This is a genomic window from Ligilactobacillus animalis KCTC 3501 = DSM 20602, from assembly GCF_001434535.1.
Classification (GTDB): domain Bacteria; phylum Bacillota; class Bacilli; order Lactobacillales; family Lactobacillaceae; genus Ligilactobacillus; species Ligilactobacillus animalis.
Genome location: NZ_AYYW01000037.1, coordinates 78,497 through 93,312, shown reverse-complemented (window position 1 = coordinate 93,312; position 14,816 = coordinate 78,497). Strand labels below are relative to the sequence as shown.

The window sequence follows — 14,816 nt, the reverse complement described above, 5'->3', positions numbered from 1 at the left end:
GCCTAGTAAATAAGGAGGGGGTCACTATGATGCAAAATACGCATCATAGTGACCCCCTCCTTATTTATACGGCGCTGACCGCATTGTCTCACACTCTAGTCGTTTAAGTTTTGATTTTCAACATCAACGTAAGTAACTTTACTACGTTCAGCATTCATTGCTACCCAAAGCAAAGCAACTGCGACAATGATGTAGATCAATTGAACTCCAACAGAGATCCAAACTTGATTTGCACCTAGACCTGATGTCAAGGATTCACGGAAACCGTAAACTGAGTAAGTCATTGGCAAGAATGGATTTACCATTTGGAAGAATCCGCCCATTGCACGGGTAACTTGAATTGGGAAGGACCCACCACAAGAACCGAGCTGGATGACCAAGAAGATGATCCCTAGGAAACGTCCGATATTGCCAAATGCGACGGCTAAGAACATCACGATAAAAGTACTTGCAAGGGCAAAGAACCAAGCATTGATCAAGGTTGCCCCTAAATAATCTGGATGTAAGCCAGCTGCCATCATCAAGAGAACTTCAACTACTGAAGTCCCAGTAGCAACAAGAGCACCAACTGAGATCTTGCTCAACCACCATTCAGTTGCACTAGCATCTGGATCGGATAAGCGACGTACTGGGTAAACTAAGTTGAAGACCAAAGCACCAACATACAATGCAACTGATAACATGTATGGAGCTAAAGCATAACCATAGTTTGGTACGTAACTGTAACTCTTATGCTTGAGTTCGGTTGGAGAAGCAAACATGTTTGAAGTCTTAGAGGACAAGTTCTTCGTATTATCGTTTACTTGTTCTGAACCTTCTGCCAAGGCTTTAGCTAACTTACTATTACCTTGTTCTAATTGCGTAGCACCATCAGCTAACTTAGGTGAGTTAGCGTTCAATTGTTGGGTACCATTAGCTAATTGGTTCACACCTGATGTCAAAGTAGGAACTTGAGCATTCATTTGGCCTAAACCACCGGCTAATTGACTTGCACCACTGCGTAAAGCAGCCGAGTTGGCAGCAAGTTGGCTCGTACCAGCAGCAAGTTGGTTGATACCACCTGTCAATGTTGGTACTTGTGCGTTCAATTGGCCTAAACCACCGGCTAATTGGTTTGCACCTGATGTTAAAGCACCTGAGTTAGCTACAAGTTGACCTGTACCAGCAGCAAGTTGGTTGATACCACCTGTCAATGTTGGCACTTGACCATTCAATTGGCCTAAACCACCAGCCAATTGGTTTGCGCCTGATGTTAGTTCTCCATTCTTAGAAGTCAACGTTTGTGCACCAGCATAGGCTTTATCGACACCTAATGTGTACTCAGTAACTTTAGTGCTCAATGTATTAGAACCCTCGGATAATTCGTTAGCGCCTGTTCTTAATTTTTCTAAATCAGTCGTTAATCCTTGAAGATTAGACAATTTAGAAGTATCCACTGTATTCAATTTATCCAGTAATACATTTACTTGTTTGATGTAATCTTGCATTTGTTGCGCATTTTGCAAGATCGGTGCCAAGCTATTTTGTGCTTGTGTCAATTGATCTTTAAATGTTTGAGCTGCAGCACCAGCAGCTTGAATGTTTTGACCAGCTGCTTGGTTCTTAGCGATCGCATCAGCTAATTTTTGTTGATCTTCAGTAGATAACTTGTTTTCATTAGCTGCAAGCACTTCACCAACTTCTTTAGCTGAGCCAGAAATATTGTTCCCTGCACTGACTAAATTCGTTGTCAGATCTTGACTGAACTTATCAGCACTTGAATTGATCCCACCTAATAGAGTAGGTAAACCGTTCATTGTATTTTGCAATTCTTGCAATTGTTTTTGGATCGCAGGCGCATGTTGTTTTAATTGCTTCAAACCTTCGATCGCTTGCTTAGTATCGTTAGAGTTCAATTGATTGATAATAACATCAATTTGTTTGTTAATTGTATCAGCTAATGTTTTATTACCAGCCGCTAGATTGCCAGCACCTTCTCTAAGAAGTTTTGAATTATTATGCAACTGGGTTAAACCATCATTCAATTGAGCTACCCCAGCAGTATAAGTGTTCAACCCATTATTCAAGGTAGTTGAACCAGTAGCTAATTGCCCTACACCGTTAGCTAAAGCGCCAGTACCATTTTGTAATTGTAAGACACCATTATTGACTTGACCGACACCATTTGTATATGTGCCCAAACCATTTGCCAACGTATTAGATCCAGTAGCCAATTGGCCCACACCGCTAGCTAAAGCGCCGGTACCATTTTGCAATTGGAAAACACCGTTGTTTACTTGGTCAACACCAGCTGTGTAAGTGTTGATTCCGTTAGCTAACGTATTTGAACCATCAGCTAGCTTCAAAACACCTTGGCCCAAAGGTACCACACCTGTTTGTAACTTGATCACACCGTCATTTACTTGAGAAACACCAGCTGTGTAGGTATTGATCCCATCGGATAAAGTCTTTGAACCATCGCTAAGTTGTTTTGAACCCTTAGCTGCCGTGTTAAAGCCTTTACCGACTTGCTTGATCACCCCAAAGACTGTATCTGCATATGACGTTGAAACAGTTTCTTTGACCTGAGCGTTAACTTGTTTAGCCCCTTCTTCACTGATAACTTTACCGATATAGTTGAGGGAGTCATTGGTCGTATATTGCAATTCCATCTTCTTAGGATCCTTATCCAAAACAGTTGTTGCATTCTTGGAGAAGTCCTTAGGGATCGTAATTACCATATAGTATTCTTTGTGGCTAAGACCATATTCAGCATCTTTTTTAGAAACAAAATGCCAGTCTAAACCATCATTTTTCTTTAAATTCTTGACTAACTGATCACCCACATCGAGTTTCTTACCACGGAAATTTACCGCTCTGTCTTCATTAACTACGGCTACGGGCAAATACTTAGCATCGCCGTATGGATTCCAGACAGATTTCAAGAAGAACACAGAGTATAAGAATGGGATAAACATAATAGCCAAAATTGCAGCTAAAAGCATCTTTTGACTCTTGATATGTTCAAATTCAGCCTTGATCGTCTTCAAGATAATTTCACTCCTTAACCTAAAATATTTTATTGCTGTCTAATAATATACACTGAATGTCCACGAAAGACAAACTATAACAATTTAGCTACATTTTAAGATGCAAACGCAATCATTCGCATTATATAAGGTAAAGAGCCCTAAAATGTCTAAAAAATTTTTCCAAAAGTGCGACACATATCTCAAAATGTACGAAAAAAACGACTACTACGATCACTTGACCGCAGTAGTCGTTGGGATAGGCGCTAGTTTAGAATAAGCTCGTGATCGCACGCCAGCCGATCACAAAGATATTAGCCTTCTTAACTTCAGTGGTTGTTTGCGCATCAGCACTCAAGTAGTCTGTTCCATCCAAGAAGTACATTGGTTGATCTTTAGCTTTGATCTGTAAAGTACCAACCTTTTGGCCCTTCTTCAAAGGAGCTTGTAGACCATCTTTTTTGTATAATTTCTTGTTGCCAACAGCTTTTGCACTTAATTGGTCCTTAGAAACGCCACTCTTCAACCAAACATCGGTCTTAGATGCCAAAGAAACTTTAACATCTAGGTCTTTACCATGGTAAACCGGCAAAGCATTGGTCTTTTTAAAGGTCGTCCCTTTAGCCAAAGAAGTATAGGTATAGTTGTTGTAGCAATATGACATTAATTTTTGTGTTTCTTCAAAACGTGAAAGGTCCTCTTGGCTATCATGTTTAGCTCCTAAGACGATCGTGATCAAACGATGCCCGTCTTTATTGACTGTCGCAGCAAAACATGCACCAGCTGAATCAGATGTCCCTGTTTTCAAACCGTCAACTGGTAGTTCACTATAAGCCTTAGCTAAACCAGGTAACATCCAGTTCCAGTTTTCCATTTCAGTTTGATCAGTCCCGTTGTTGAATTTCATCCGAGTGATCTTAGTTGTCTTCAACACTTCAGGATAGTCCTTGATCAAACGTTGGCTCAAGATCGCCATATCTTTAGCGGAGAATTTGTTTTCCGCATCATCGGCAGCCCCAGGATATTTGCCATCCTTGACTTCACCGTTAGCTAAACCATTAGCCGTGTAAAGTTCAACATCTTTTAAGCCCATCTTCTTGGCTTCTTTACGCGCTAGATCGATAAAGTTCTTTTGCGTCCCGCCAACTGCGTCAGCTAAAGCCATCGCAGCTCCATTAGCTGAATAGATCAAAGTAGCTTGGTATAATTCCCGCACGGTATAGCTATGACCTTCCTTTAATGGAACATTGGAAAGCGTAGTATCTTGGCTGACTTCTTGCGCAGCCTTGCCGGGAGTCACTTTTTGATTCCACTTGAGTTTGCCATTATGGATCGCTTGCAATACCATGTAGGCGGTCATCAATTTTGACATGGACGCCACTGGTAAAGCTTGGTCAGCGTTTTTGGCATATAAAATTTGTCCTGTATTAGTATCGACCGCGATCGCTGCTTTAGCGTCGATTTGTAATGAACTGTCGGTATCAGCTGGCAAGGCTGTATCAGCTTTGCCAGTTGCCACTCCGAGTCCGCTAAAACTAATCACGGAAAATACGATCACAGCCGCTGCTAGAGCTGTGACTACTTTTTGTAAAGATTTTAAAAATGTCATCTTTCTAAGTTCCTCTCACTTAATCTCATCTATAAGAATACCCAAAATATCAAAACTAATCAATAAGAAACACGTCTTTTTCAGCTGACAATACTAAACCAGCTTTGAAGCCCAAAACACCTCAAAACTGGTCCAATATATTATCTTGTTACTGACGCACTAAACTGTCAGCATGCTTAATCGGAAAATGCATGATAAACTCTGTCAATTCGGCATCCGAAGTTACATAAATGTAGCCATGGTGTCTTTCGACGATACCTTGCGCGATCGCCAAACCCAGCCCTGAGCCCCCGGTCTCACGTGACCGCGAACTTTCAGCCCGATAGAACCGATCAAAGACCTGTTCTAATGATTTTTGCGGGATCGGTTCACCATCATTAGCGATCGTTACTTTGAGCTCTTTTTCACTCACCGGCATCGCTTTAAGATAGATATTCTTACCACCGGCTCCATATTTCAAAGCATTAGACACTAGATTGTTGAAGACCCGGGCTAATTTTTCACCATCAGCTTCGATCACCAATGGTTCAGCTGGAACATCGATATGGATCGCCATCCCTTTTTTGTTGGCCTCCAGTTCGTAACTAGCAGCCACCTGTTCTAACATCGCACCGATATCTAACTGTACGATGTTCAACGTTACACCTTCTTGTCTGACCTTAATATATTCAAACAGGTCATCGACTAAGGATTTCATCTGATTGGCTTTCAAAAAAGCTGTATGGGTATATTGCAATAATTCTTCATCATTATTGTATTGTTTATTTTCGATCAGGCCGAGATAGCCAATGATCGATGTCAGTGGTGTCCTGATGTCGTGACTGACATTGGTCACTAACTCAGCTTTTGAACGTTCGATCAGGCGCTCTTCTTCCATAGCATTGATCGTACTATCAACTAATGAATTGACACTTTCAACGACTCTTTGCATCTGACCACTTAGCTTGAATGGTATCCGATGATCAAAATGTCCCGAAGCAATATAGTGCAACTCAGCGATAACATGACGCAACTGCATCTGCCGGTAGCGCCGCATCAAACGCCAATAGACGATACCACAATCCGCAATGATCATCAAGGTGAATAAGCCCCCCCAACTCCAGACCTGGAGATCAGTCGGCCCTAAAAATAGCGACATCTTGATCTGGAAGATCCCATTTTGTAAACCCGGGTTATTCGAGATCTCCTGGTTAACGATCATAAAGATCGACATGTTGAGCAACAATAACAAGATGACCGTTACTATCCCTTCACCAAAGAGCTCACTTTTTTCCCGGGCTGTCAATGAAAATTTCATCCGCTCACCTCATCAGCTTACCTAACGTGATTCTATCTTATAACCTACGCCCCAAACCGTTTGGATAACTTTTTCGCCACCAGTAGCTTCTTCGATCTTATCGCGCAAGTGGCTCACATGGACCATAACTGTTTTAGCTGAAACAACGGACTCCTGTTGCCAAACACGTTCAAAGATCTCATCTGCTGAAAAGACACGGTTAGGATGACTAGCCAAGAGATATAAGATCCCAAATTCTAAGGCTGTCAATGAGATCTCCTTACCGTTGACCGTTTCGACTTCATGGGAATCTTTTTTGATGATCAAAGAACCCACTTCGATCTGATCAGGCTCGTTATTTTTTACTTCATGTTGTGAACGGCGCAATAATGATTTGACACGTGCCATAACTTCCAAAGGGTTGAATGGTTTGGTCACATAATCATCGGCACCTTGAACTAGGCATTGGATCTTATCAAGATCGTCTGTTTTAGCCGATAACATCAAGATCGGGATCTGGCTATCTTTTCGCACAGCTCGCACAACTGCCATTCCATCTAATTGAGGCATCATCACATCTAAGATCATCAGATCGATATCTGGGTTAGTATTGATCTTCGTGATCGCTTCTTTACCATTGTAGGCTTTTTCGACATCATAGCCCTCATTTTTAACATATATACTTAATAATTCAACGATATCTTTATCGTCATCGACAATTAAAATCTTCATAATGTCTGGTCTCCCTAAAGAAAACTTAATTATATTTTTATTTTACCAAATACTTTGCTAAATATACTTAAAGAAATTCGTAAAAATTACGACTATTTTACCCAAAATACTTGGTCATGAATAAAGTCAAACGGCCGATGTAAAGTATTCACTTCGGGTGGACGATCCAACTTAGCGGTTTGCCAAAATTGTGGTGAATTCGTCGCCCCCTTAGCTTCACCGATCACGATAAGATCACCGGACCAATGATGAGCACGCAAAAAGTCCAAAATAGCACGATCACAAGTCGTTTGCTCCGGTGCCCACTCTAAAATAATGTTATCTACCTGCTGATAATAGGTTTGGACCGCTACCAAGGCATCACACTGTTTGACATCACACCACGGGTGCGGGCGCGTATTATCTTGCGCTTGCCAATCAAAGTCATCGACCGCGATCACATTAGGTAGATTAGCCGCTAAAACAGCATTGCCACACATCACCACTAGTGTTTTCCCGGGCTTTAATCGCTGTTTGAAAGCCGCCAACCATGCCTGCGAAAAAACGTGCCAGATCCCAAAATTTTCGATCAGTACTTGGCGCAACTCATTTAAACAACTGACCAATTCAAACAACTCTGGGTGTTTAGTCATATGTAATTCAAGATAGTGGGTCGAAAAACTCAGCTTCGGCACTACTTGTGGGATTTCATGTCTACTATAGGCTGTAACTACGGCTTGGACTTGGGTGATCTTTTGGTGGACGGTGGTCAAATTACCACACATCCGGTCATAATATCGTAACCTAGCTAAATACTCATGCCATTCCATCAAACAACTTCCTTATCCAATAAGCTAAAAAAAGACCCAAATGACGCGCGGGTCATCGGGTCTTTACTTGGCTCACACTTCTTAAACCTATTATAACAAAATTATTCTTAAATCAAATCTAAAACACTTACCTTTTTAGACCAGGCACAACCCTTGAGCCTGGATCGCAGCCATTATCTCATCTCGCGAGCTCTTCTGGGTTGCCAATTTATTTGAACCGATCTGGGTGGTAAATTCATCCACGCGACGGTTAGTATCACGCAGATCATAGTATTGGTGGACTGATTTATCGTAGTCTTCAAACTCAGCCAAGGGAAAATCAGCGGGATATTTATCATCAAAGACTGTAAATTCTAGGGGCAAACGCGGCTTTAATTGAGGACTTTGAGCCGGATGACCTAGTTGGAGCCCTAATACCGGATATGTCAATTTAGGCAACTCTAGCACCTCGACCAATTTTTTAGGTTCATTATTGATGCTCCCTAAGACGACTCCCCCTAAGCCCATGCTTTCAGCCGCTAACAGCGCATTTTGAACGGCTAAAACCGTATCATTGACTGCTTGAAAAAAGAGATCGGCAGTCTGTAGACGAGCGATATCTTTTCCCAAGTGCTGTCTGATCTTAGCATTGCGATTTAGATCAGCTAAAAAGATCAATAGCTCGCCATTGCCTCCGACATAGTCTTGTTTGGCGATCTCACTTATCGCCTTGCGCTTTACTTCATCTGTGATCCGCAAAATACTGAACTGTTGCAGAAATTGGCTAGTCGAGGTATGCCTTACCGCTTCATAGATCGCAGTAAGTTGTTCTTTAGCGAGCGGTTCTTTTTCAAAAGCTCGGATACTTCGATGGTTCAATTGCGTCTTTAACGTTTCATTAGTAATTTCCATCCACTTCACCTGCTTACTTTAAGTAATTAAAAGGTACTATACCACTTTTGGGGGAGAAATACAAATTCACACCCGAAACAGGTACATATAAGATAAGGACACGAAATAGCGACGATTTACCATATACTCCCGAGCTATATAGTGGAAACGTGTTCGCCAATGTAACGCCTAGTGAATAACAAGGGCTTCACCAAGCTGCAAGAAAACACATCATGGCAAAGCCCTTGTTATTCATACGGCGCTGAGCGCATTGGCTCACACTCTATCTTATTTGTCCCTGTCCGCTGATCACGTACTTGGTCGTAGTCAAAGCTTCTAAGCCCATCGGTCCACGCGCATGTAATTTTTGCGTCGAAATACCGATCTCGGCTCCAAAACCAAAGACAAAACCATCCGTAAAACGCGTCGAAGCATTGATATAAACACTGGAAGCATCAACTTCATTTACGAACCGTTGCCCATTTGCATAGCTATCCGTCACGATCGCTTCAGAATGCTTCGTATTGTGCGTGTTGACATGCACGATCGCCTCTGTTAAAGTATCAACGACTTTTACTGCTAAAATATAGTCATTATACTCTGTATCCCAGTCGCGTTCAGTTGCTGGAACGGCTGCATCCCCTAAGATCTCACAAGTCCGGGCATCTCCACGTAACTCGACATTATACTTAGCCAATGCTTTTGCGACTTGAGGCAAGAACTCTTCGGCCACATCTGCATGAACGACCAAAGTCTCGGCCGCATTGCAGACAGATGGACGTTGGCACTTAGCGTTGACTACGATCTTTTCGGCCATTGCTAAGTCTGCTTGACTATCTACATAAACATGACAATTTCCCGCTCCCGTTTCGATCACGGGCACAGTTGCTTTTTGAACGACGGTTTGGATCAAACGCGCGGAACCACGTGGGATCAAAACATCTAAATAGCCATTCAGTTGCATGAATTTTTCTGCTACTTGGTGCGATGTTTCTGTGATGATCTGGATCGCTTCTTTAGCGATACCATTTTCAACTAAGACTTGTTGTAAGACCTCAGCCAATTTGATGTTTGTTGCTAAAGCTTCCTTACCACCACGTAAGATCACCGCATTACCTGATTTAAAACACAACCCTGCCGCATCGACTGTCACATTTGGACGAGCCTCATAGATCATCCCCACGACTCCTAAAGGTACTCGACGTTGGACGATCTGAAGGCCATCTTGATTGATCCAACCTTTATCGACATTTCCGATTGGATCTGGCAAAGCCGCGACCTGCCTTAAACCTTCAGCAATATCTTTGATCCGTGCTTCATCTAAAGTCAAACGATCAACAAAACTGGATTTCATCTCAGTTGCTTTTTCTAGATCGACTTGGTTAGCTGCAATAATCGCAGCTGTATTATCTACTAAAGCTTGCGCCATCGCTTTTAAGATCGCATTTTTTTGTTCAGTGCTCAGCTGTGCTAATTTAAATGCCGCTTCTCTTGCAGCAATTCCCATTTTTTCCAAATCAAGTGCCATTATTTTTCCTCCTTTACAAATAGCGTCCCTAAAGGTTCACCTTTAACGAGATCAAAAATGATCGCTGGGTCTTGCCCGTTAGCTAAGATCATCATCTTGTCATTTTCAAGCATTCTTTGAGCTGCTTTCAACTTGGTCATCATCCCGCCAGTTCCAAATTTAGAACCTTTGCCACCGGCTGCTTCTAAAGCTGTCTCATCGATCTTTGTGATCCGCTCAAATAGTTTAGCATCACTGTACTTTCGCGGATTCTTATCAAAGAAACCATCGATATCGGATAACATCACCAAAAGATCGGCATCCACGATCGAAGACACGATCGCTGAAAGTTGGTCGTTATCACCAAACTTAGTATGATGATCCATCTCATCGACAGCGACCGTATCATTTTCATTGACGATCGGGATCACACCCCATTCCAATAAGCTATTGAACGTATTCAAAGCATTTTGGCGACTCAAAGGGTATTCTAAAACGTCATGCGTTAACAAGATCTGTCCGATCCGTTGACCGTAAAGTGAGAAACGTTGTTGATACACTGACATCAAGCCACTTTGTCCGATCGCTGCTAACGCCTGTTGAGCTGGGATCGATTCGGGTCGTTCGTGCAAGCCCACTTGTCCCATCCCAACACCGATCGCCCCAGAAGAGACTAGAACGACTTGTTTACCGTCATTGACAAGACCGGTCAAGACATAACACAATTGGTCAATGGCATGGAAATTCACTTTACCGTTGGGGTGAATCAAGGTGCTTGTCCCCACTTTAACTACGATCCTTTTTGCATCAAGCTGGCGTTTTTTTGCCATGTTTTTTCCTCCAAAATAAAATTCTTGATTTAATTATACTATATTTTGTGCTAACTGTTTTCTTTGAGTTTCTTAGTCTTTTGATTTTGATCTGGCTCTAAGACATAGCGATCAAGCAATTCAATGATCTGATCATTTTGTGGCAAGTCAGAATGCTGGGCATCTTTTCCCGTCACCGTGATCTGCGTAAAGTGCTTCACGATCCCCTGGTAGATGTATTTTCCCGCTTCAACACTGCGCTCGGGAACTAAGCCATCAGAGTCATAGGTCTCAGTCCCAGCAACAGTATAGACTGAAAGGTCAGTCGGGAGTTTCTTGCGATTTTTGATAAAATCAGCCAACATTTGCGTCTTTCGTTGTAATGACGTTTCCGAGAAGTTATACGGCGTTCCGACCGTCATCAAGACTTTTGCTTGAATATCATATTTAGGCAGGTAATTTTCTAAAAAGGCCGTATAGATCAGGCCACCATTGGAATGCCCAAATGCTTTGAAGTTATTGAATTCGTACTGTTCACTTAACTGCTTGAAAGCTTTATCAAACATTTTGGCCTGCTTTAAGATATTGCTGTAACCATCTTTGTTGTTCTCAAAACCGACCACGATAAACGGCTCATTATCTTTAGCGTTGATCTTGCCCGAATACTTGACCGTGCCATCGTTGTAGACTTTGACTTTTAACAAACTGTGCTTTTTTTGGCTCCGACTGTTGATCTTTTTGATCAGGGCGTCAAAACGATTTTCGGTAGCCGAACTTCCGGGGATCATGATCACTGGTGACAGGCGTGAATTATGCCACCGAGCCAGATCTTTAACATTTTGCCGCGCCCAAATAAATGATGGGAGCGCTAGACTAAAAAGGATCAACAACACCAGTAATGTTATCCCCATGCCACGCTTATTGATCTTCATTTAACTCACCTGCTCTCTTGCAATCATTATCTAAAGCCCCAGCGATCTTCTCTGCAAATCTGACAAAGGGTATATATAACAAGATATCGCATAATAACAAACCAAAAGTAAAGATCAACACGCCCCAAGAACCATTTGTCCCGATAAAAGCGTATAAAACACCTGGTGTCGTCGTCAAAACCGGATAAACCGCTGGGGGGACTAAGCCACATAAGAGAGCCAAGCCCCCGATCACCATATTAAATAACGGGATCACCAAAAATGGCAGTAAATAAAACGGATTGAACAATACCGGTAAGCCGATCATAAAGGCGACATTCGTATTGAACATGCTTGGAATAACGGTCCAATTCGCTAGTTTACGCGTATTTTGGCGCTTCGCTACTAAAAAGATCGCTAAGACCAAGCCTAAAGTCGCCCCCGTTCCCCCTATGGCGCCATAACTAAAATACAAGGTGTTGGCATTGAATTTTTCAGGAACTTTAGCTAGATTATTATGGCTCAAAGCATAACTCAAATTCTTCAACGCACTTTGATCACTATCAAAGGTATTTCCCGTATATGGCCCACTTAGCCCTAGCCACGCAAGTAATAACGTGATACTAGCAAAGAACATGACGGGCCAAAAACCGCTTTGCTTAGTTGCTTGGCCTTGTAGCCAACTTCCGACTTCCTCAAAGATCTGATACTTGAATAATAAGCCTAGTAAAATATTGCAGACTACCGCAAACAATAAGGTAAATGTCAACGGCAACAACCCTTTAAAAGAGCGACTCAAAAGTTCTTGTCCATGCTCAGTCCCTTTAATAGTCGGACCACTCAAATATTTAAAGACCCAGCCCACACAATAACCCACGGCTAGACCTAAAATTAACCCGGGAAATCCCAAGAGATCGAGGCGGAAATTAAATTGGCCGTTATTGCCCGTTGTGCGTTGATAACAGATCGCTAAAAAGACCAACAAACCGGTCAAACCGGCCAATTGTTCATCACGTTTAAAAAACTGGGCGGTGTATTTAGCCGAAACGCCCGCCGCTAACAAAGCGATCACCCCCGCAGTCAGCATATAGATACTGCCAAATAACTGGTTGGCAGCGCGATAATGTGGTAACCACTTGCTGATCTGGATCAAATTTCCGAGATAGCCATCGGGATGTAGTAACGAAAATTCGATCACTTGTGCAAAACTTCCCAATAGAATAAATGGAAATAACACTGCAAATGTGCGCTGAATTATTCTAAAAAAAGACCATTTGCGAATTCTTAGACCTAAAGCAATAATTCTTTGTTCCATCGCTCTTTCCCCCAAAAGTTCATTCTTTGTTCTAGTATAGCCTAATTTATGCTGCTTTAACATATGTAGCACGCAAAAGAAATCTTGCATTTTTTAGCAATTACGGTATATTAGATAACGTTGCTTTAAATCAATTTATATTGTGAGGTATTTTTCAGTGAAAACTGCATTAGATAACTTTTTTGATCTGACTGGTCTTAAAACCAACGTCAAGCGTGAGATCCTCGCTGGTTTTACGACCTTCATCTCAATGGCATATATTTTATTTGTCAATCCTGAGATCTTAGGCGCTTCTGGCATGGACAAAGGCGCGGTCTTTACCGCAACTGCTCTAGCTAGTGCGATCGGTTGTTTATTGATGGGGCTGTTAGCCAAATATCCGATCGCTACTGCTCCAAGTCTTGGGATCAACGCCTTTTTTGCTTATTCAGTTTGTATCGGGATGAACATTCCATGGCAAACAACTTTAGCTGGGGTCTTCGTAGCTTCGATCATCTTTTTACTGATCACCGTTTTTAAATTACGTGAATTGATCATCGATGCGATCCCAGCTGATCTAAAAGCAGCGATCTCAGCTGGTATCGGCTTATTTATCGCCTTTATCGGACTCCAGGGTGGTGGCTTGATCGTCGCTAACAAATCTACACTCGTTGGCTTAGGAAGCTTTTCTGGCTCGACTTGGGTCACAGTCTTTGGCTTGATCGTCGTTTCGATCCTAATGGTCATGCGAGTTCCAGGGGCTATCTTTATCGGGATGGTCCTTTCAGCGATCTTTGGCATCGCAACAGGTAATATTCAAATGCCCCATGCTTTTGTCGCACCGGCACCAAGCATGGATCAAACTTTCTTAGTTGCATTATCGCACTTAAAAGATATCAATACACTGCAAATGTGGGTCGTAGTGATCACTTTTTTATTGGTCACCTTCTTTGATACAGCTGGAACTTTGATCGCCTTAGCTCAACAAGCTGGCTTCTTACAAAATAACAAGATGCCCCGCGTTGGGAAAGCTTTGATGTCAGATTCAACTGCCATGCTCTTTGGTTCGCTTTTTGGAACTTCTCCAGTGGGCGCTTATGTTGAATCTTCCGCCGGGATCGCAGTTGGGGGCCGTTCCGGTTTGACCGCGGTCACGACTGGGATCTGCTTTATCTTAGGCCTATTCTTTTCACCGCTTTTGACAGTGGTAACTTCACAAGTTACCGCTCCTGCTTTGATCATCGTCGGTGTTTTGATGGCACAAAGTATGGCTCGCATAACTTGGACTAAACTTGAGATCGCGATCCCAGCCTTCTTGACCGTAGCTGGAATGCCACTGACTTACAGTATTTCAGACGGATTAGCCCTTGGCTTCATCGCTTATCCGATCACGATGATCGCAGCGCGTAAAAGTAAAGAAGTACCTGCTTTGATGTATGTTTTATTCTTTGTCTTTGTGATCTTCTTCTGGGTCTTAAATATCGAAAAATAAACAAAATGGACACTCTTAAAACGAGTGTCCATTTTGTTAACTATCGATCAGCATTCGTCTTTTTATTGACCCTAAAAACACTGTCTAAAATGTAAAGCAACGGGCCACCGCCTACCAAACAAATGATCAGAAAGATGATCATTTTAGGCGTTGTTAAGAATTGTAAAAAACTAGTCTCACGATCTCCCCAAAACCAAAGGCCAAATGGAATTGCCAGCGCTTCTGAAAGAGGGAAGATGACGTAGCGTTTATTTTCTTTGATCCCCCCGGCCAGCCACCATTTCCATAAGCGCCTCATTGGCTTCGCCTTCTTTCATATCTCTATTGTATTATGTCACGAAAAAATTAACTGTTTTTGTCAAATATCGCACTTTTCCATTCCTATTCGGGCTATCTGAGCGCTTAAGTATGAAATATTTCTTTACAGCACAAAAAATATGCCCAAACGTGTTCGCCGATCCAACGTCCAATAAATAAAAAGGCTCCTTCCACGATACAA

General features: G+C 42.3%; 12 protein-coding genes. 1 reads left to right on the top strand and 11 read right to left on the bottom strand.

The annotated features are described in order from the left end of the window. Positions 1-95: 95 nt before the first annotated feature. From FC30_RS06845 to FC30_RS06800, 10 genes are all read right to left on the bottom strand, one after another. Positions 96-3,029 carry a YhgE/Pip domain-containing protein gene (locus tag FC30_RS06845; protein ID WP_010690342.1) on the bottom strand — a complete coding sequence of 978 codons (2,934 nt, stop codon included), beginning with the start codon at positions 3,027-3,029 and terminating at the stop codon, positions 96-98. Between the two features lie 250 nt (positions 3,030-3,279). Then, complete coding sequence (locus tag FC30_RS06840; protein ID WP_010690340.1) at positions 3,280-4,617, bottom strand: serine hydrolase; 1,338 nt, start codon at positions 4,615-4,617, stop codon at positions 3,280-3,282. Between the two features lie 148 nt (positions 4,618-4,765). Continuing rightward, a complete protein-coding gene (locus tag FC30_RS06835) occupies positions 4,766-5,914 on the bottom strand; it encodes a sensor histidine kinase (protein WP_010690339.1) in 1,149 nt (382 codons plus the stop codon). A gap of 21 nt (positions 5,915-5,935) precedes the next feature. Then, entirely contained in the window at positions 5,936-6,625 is a 690-nt protein-coding gene (croR, locus tag FC30_RS06830) for a response regulator transcription factor CroR (RefSeq protein ID WP_010690337.1), read from the bottom strand. Between the two features lie 92 nt (positions 6,626-6,717). Next, positions 6,718-7,434, bottom strand: a complete 717-nt coding sequence (locus FC30_RS06825; protein ID WP_010690335.1) for a hypothetical protein — start codon at positions 7,432-7,434, stop codon at positions 6,718-6,720. Positions 7,435-7,569: 135 nt separating this feature from the next. Continuing rightward, entirely contained in the window at positions 7,570-8,325 is a 756-nt protein-coding gene (locus FC30_RS06820) for an NADPH-dependent oxidoreductase (RefSeq protein ID WP_010690333.1), read from the bottom strand. Between the two features lie 262 nt (positions 8,326-8,587). Next, positions 8,588-9,832 carry a glutamate-5-semialdehyde dehydrogenase gene (locus FC30_RS06815; protein ID WP_010690331.1) on the bottom strand — a complete coding sequence of 415 codons (1,245 nt, stop codon included), beginning with the start codon at positions 9,830-9,832 and terminating at the stop codon, positions 8,588-8,590. After that, positions 9,832-10,641 (bottom strand): glutamate 5-kinase, encoded by an 810-nt coding sequence (gene proB, locus FC30_RS06810; RefSeq protein WP_010690328.1) that lies wholly within the window; start codon positions 10,639-10,641, stop codon positions 9,832-9,834. Before proB ends, FC30_RS06815 begins: the two co-directional genes overlap by 1 nt. A gap of 50 nt (positions 10,642-10,691) precedes the next feature. Then, complete coding sequence (locus FC30_RS06805) at positions 10,692-11,552, bottom strand: alpha/beta hydrolase (protein ID WP_010690326.1); 861 nt, start codon at positions 11,550-11,552, stop codon at positions 10,692-10,694. Next, positions 11,539-12,846: a PTS transporter subunit EIIC gene (locus tag FC30_RS06800; protein ID WP_033193039.1), complete on the bottom strand. Its 1,308-nt coding sequence runs from the start codon at positions 12,844-12,846 to the stop codon at positions 11,539-11,541. Before FC30_RS06800 ends, FC30_RS06805 begins: the two co-directional genes overlap by 14 nt. Positions 12,847-13,003: 157 nt before the next feature. On the opposite strand from FC30_RS06800, the gene FC30_RS06795 reads away from it, so the two are divergent. Continuing rightward, positions 13,004-14,317: an NCS2 family permease gene (locus tag FC30_RS06795; protein WP_010690322.1), complete on the top strand. Its 1,314-nt coding sequence runs from the start codon at positions 13,004-13,006 to the stop codon at positions 14,315-14,317. Positions 14,318-14,357: 40 nt separating this feature from the next. Here the strand turns inward: FC30_RS06795 and FC30_RS06790 are convergent, their stop codons facing one another. Further along, the gene (locus tag FC30_RS06790; RefSeq protein WP_010690321.1) at positions 14,358-14,615 is read right to left on the bottom strand and encodes a DUF5976 family putative bacteriocin; all 258 of its coding nucleotides are present in this window, start codon (positions 14,613-14,615) and stop codon (positions 14,358-14,360) included. Positions 14,616-14,816 lie beyond the last annotated feature (201 nt).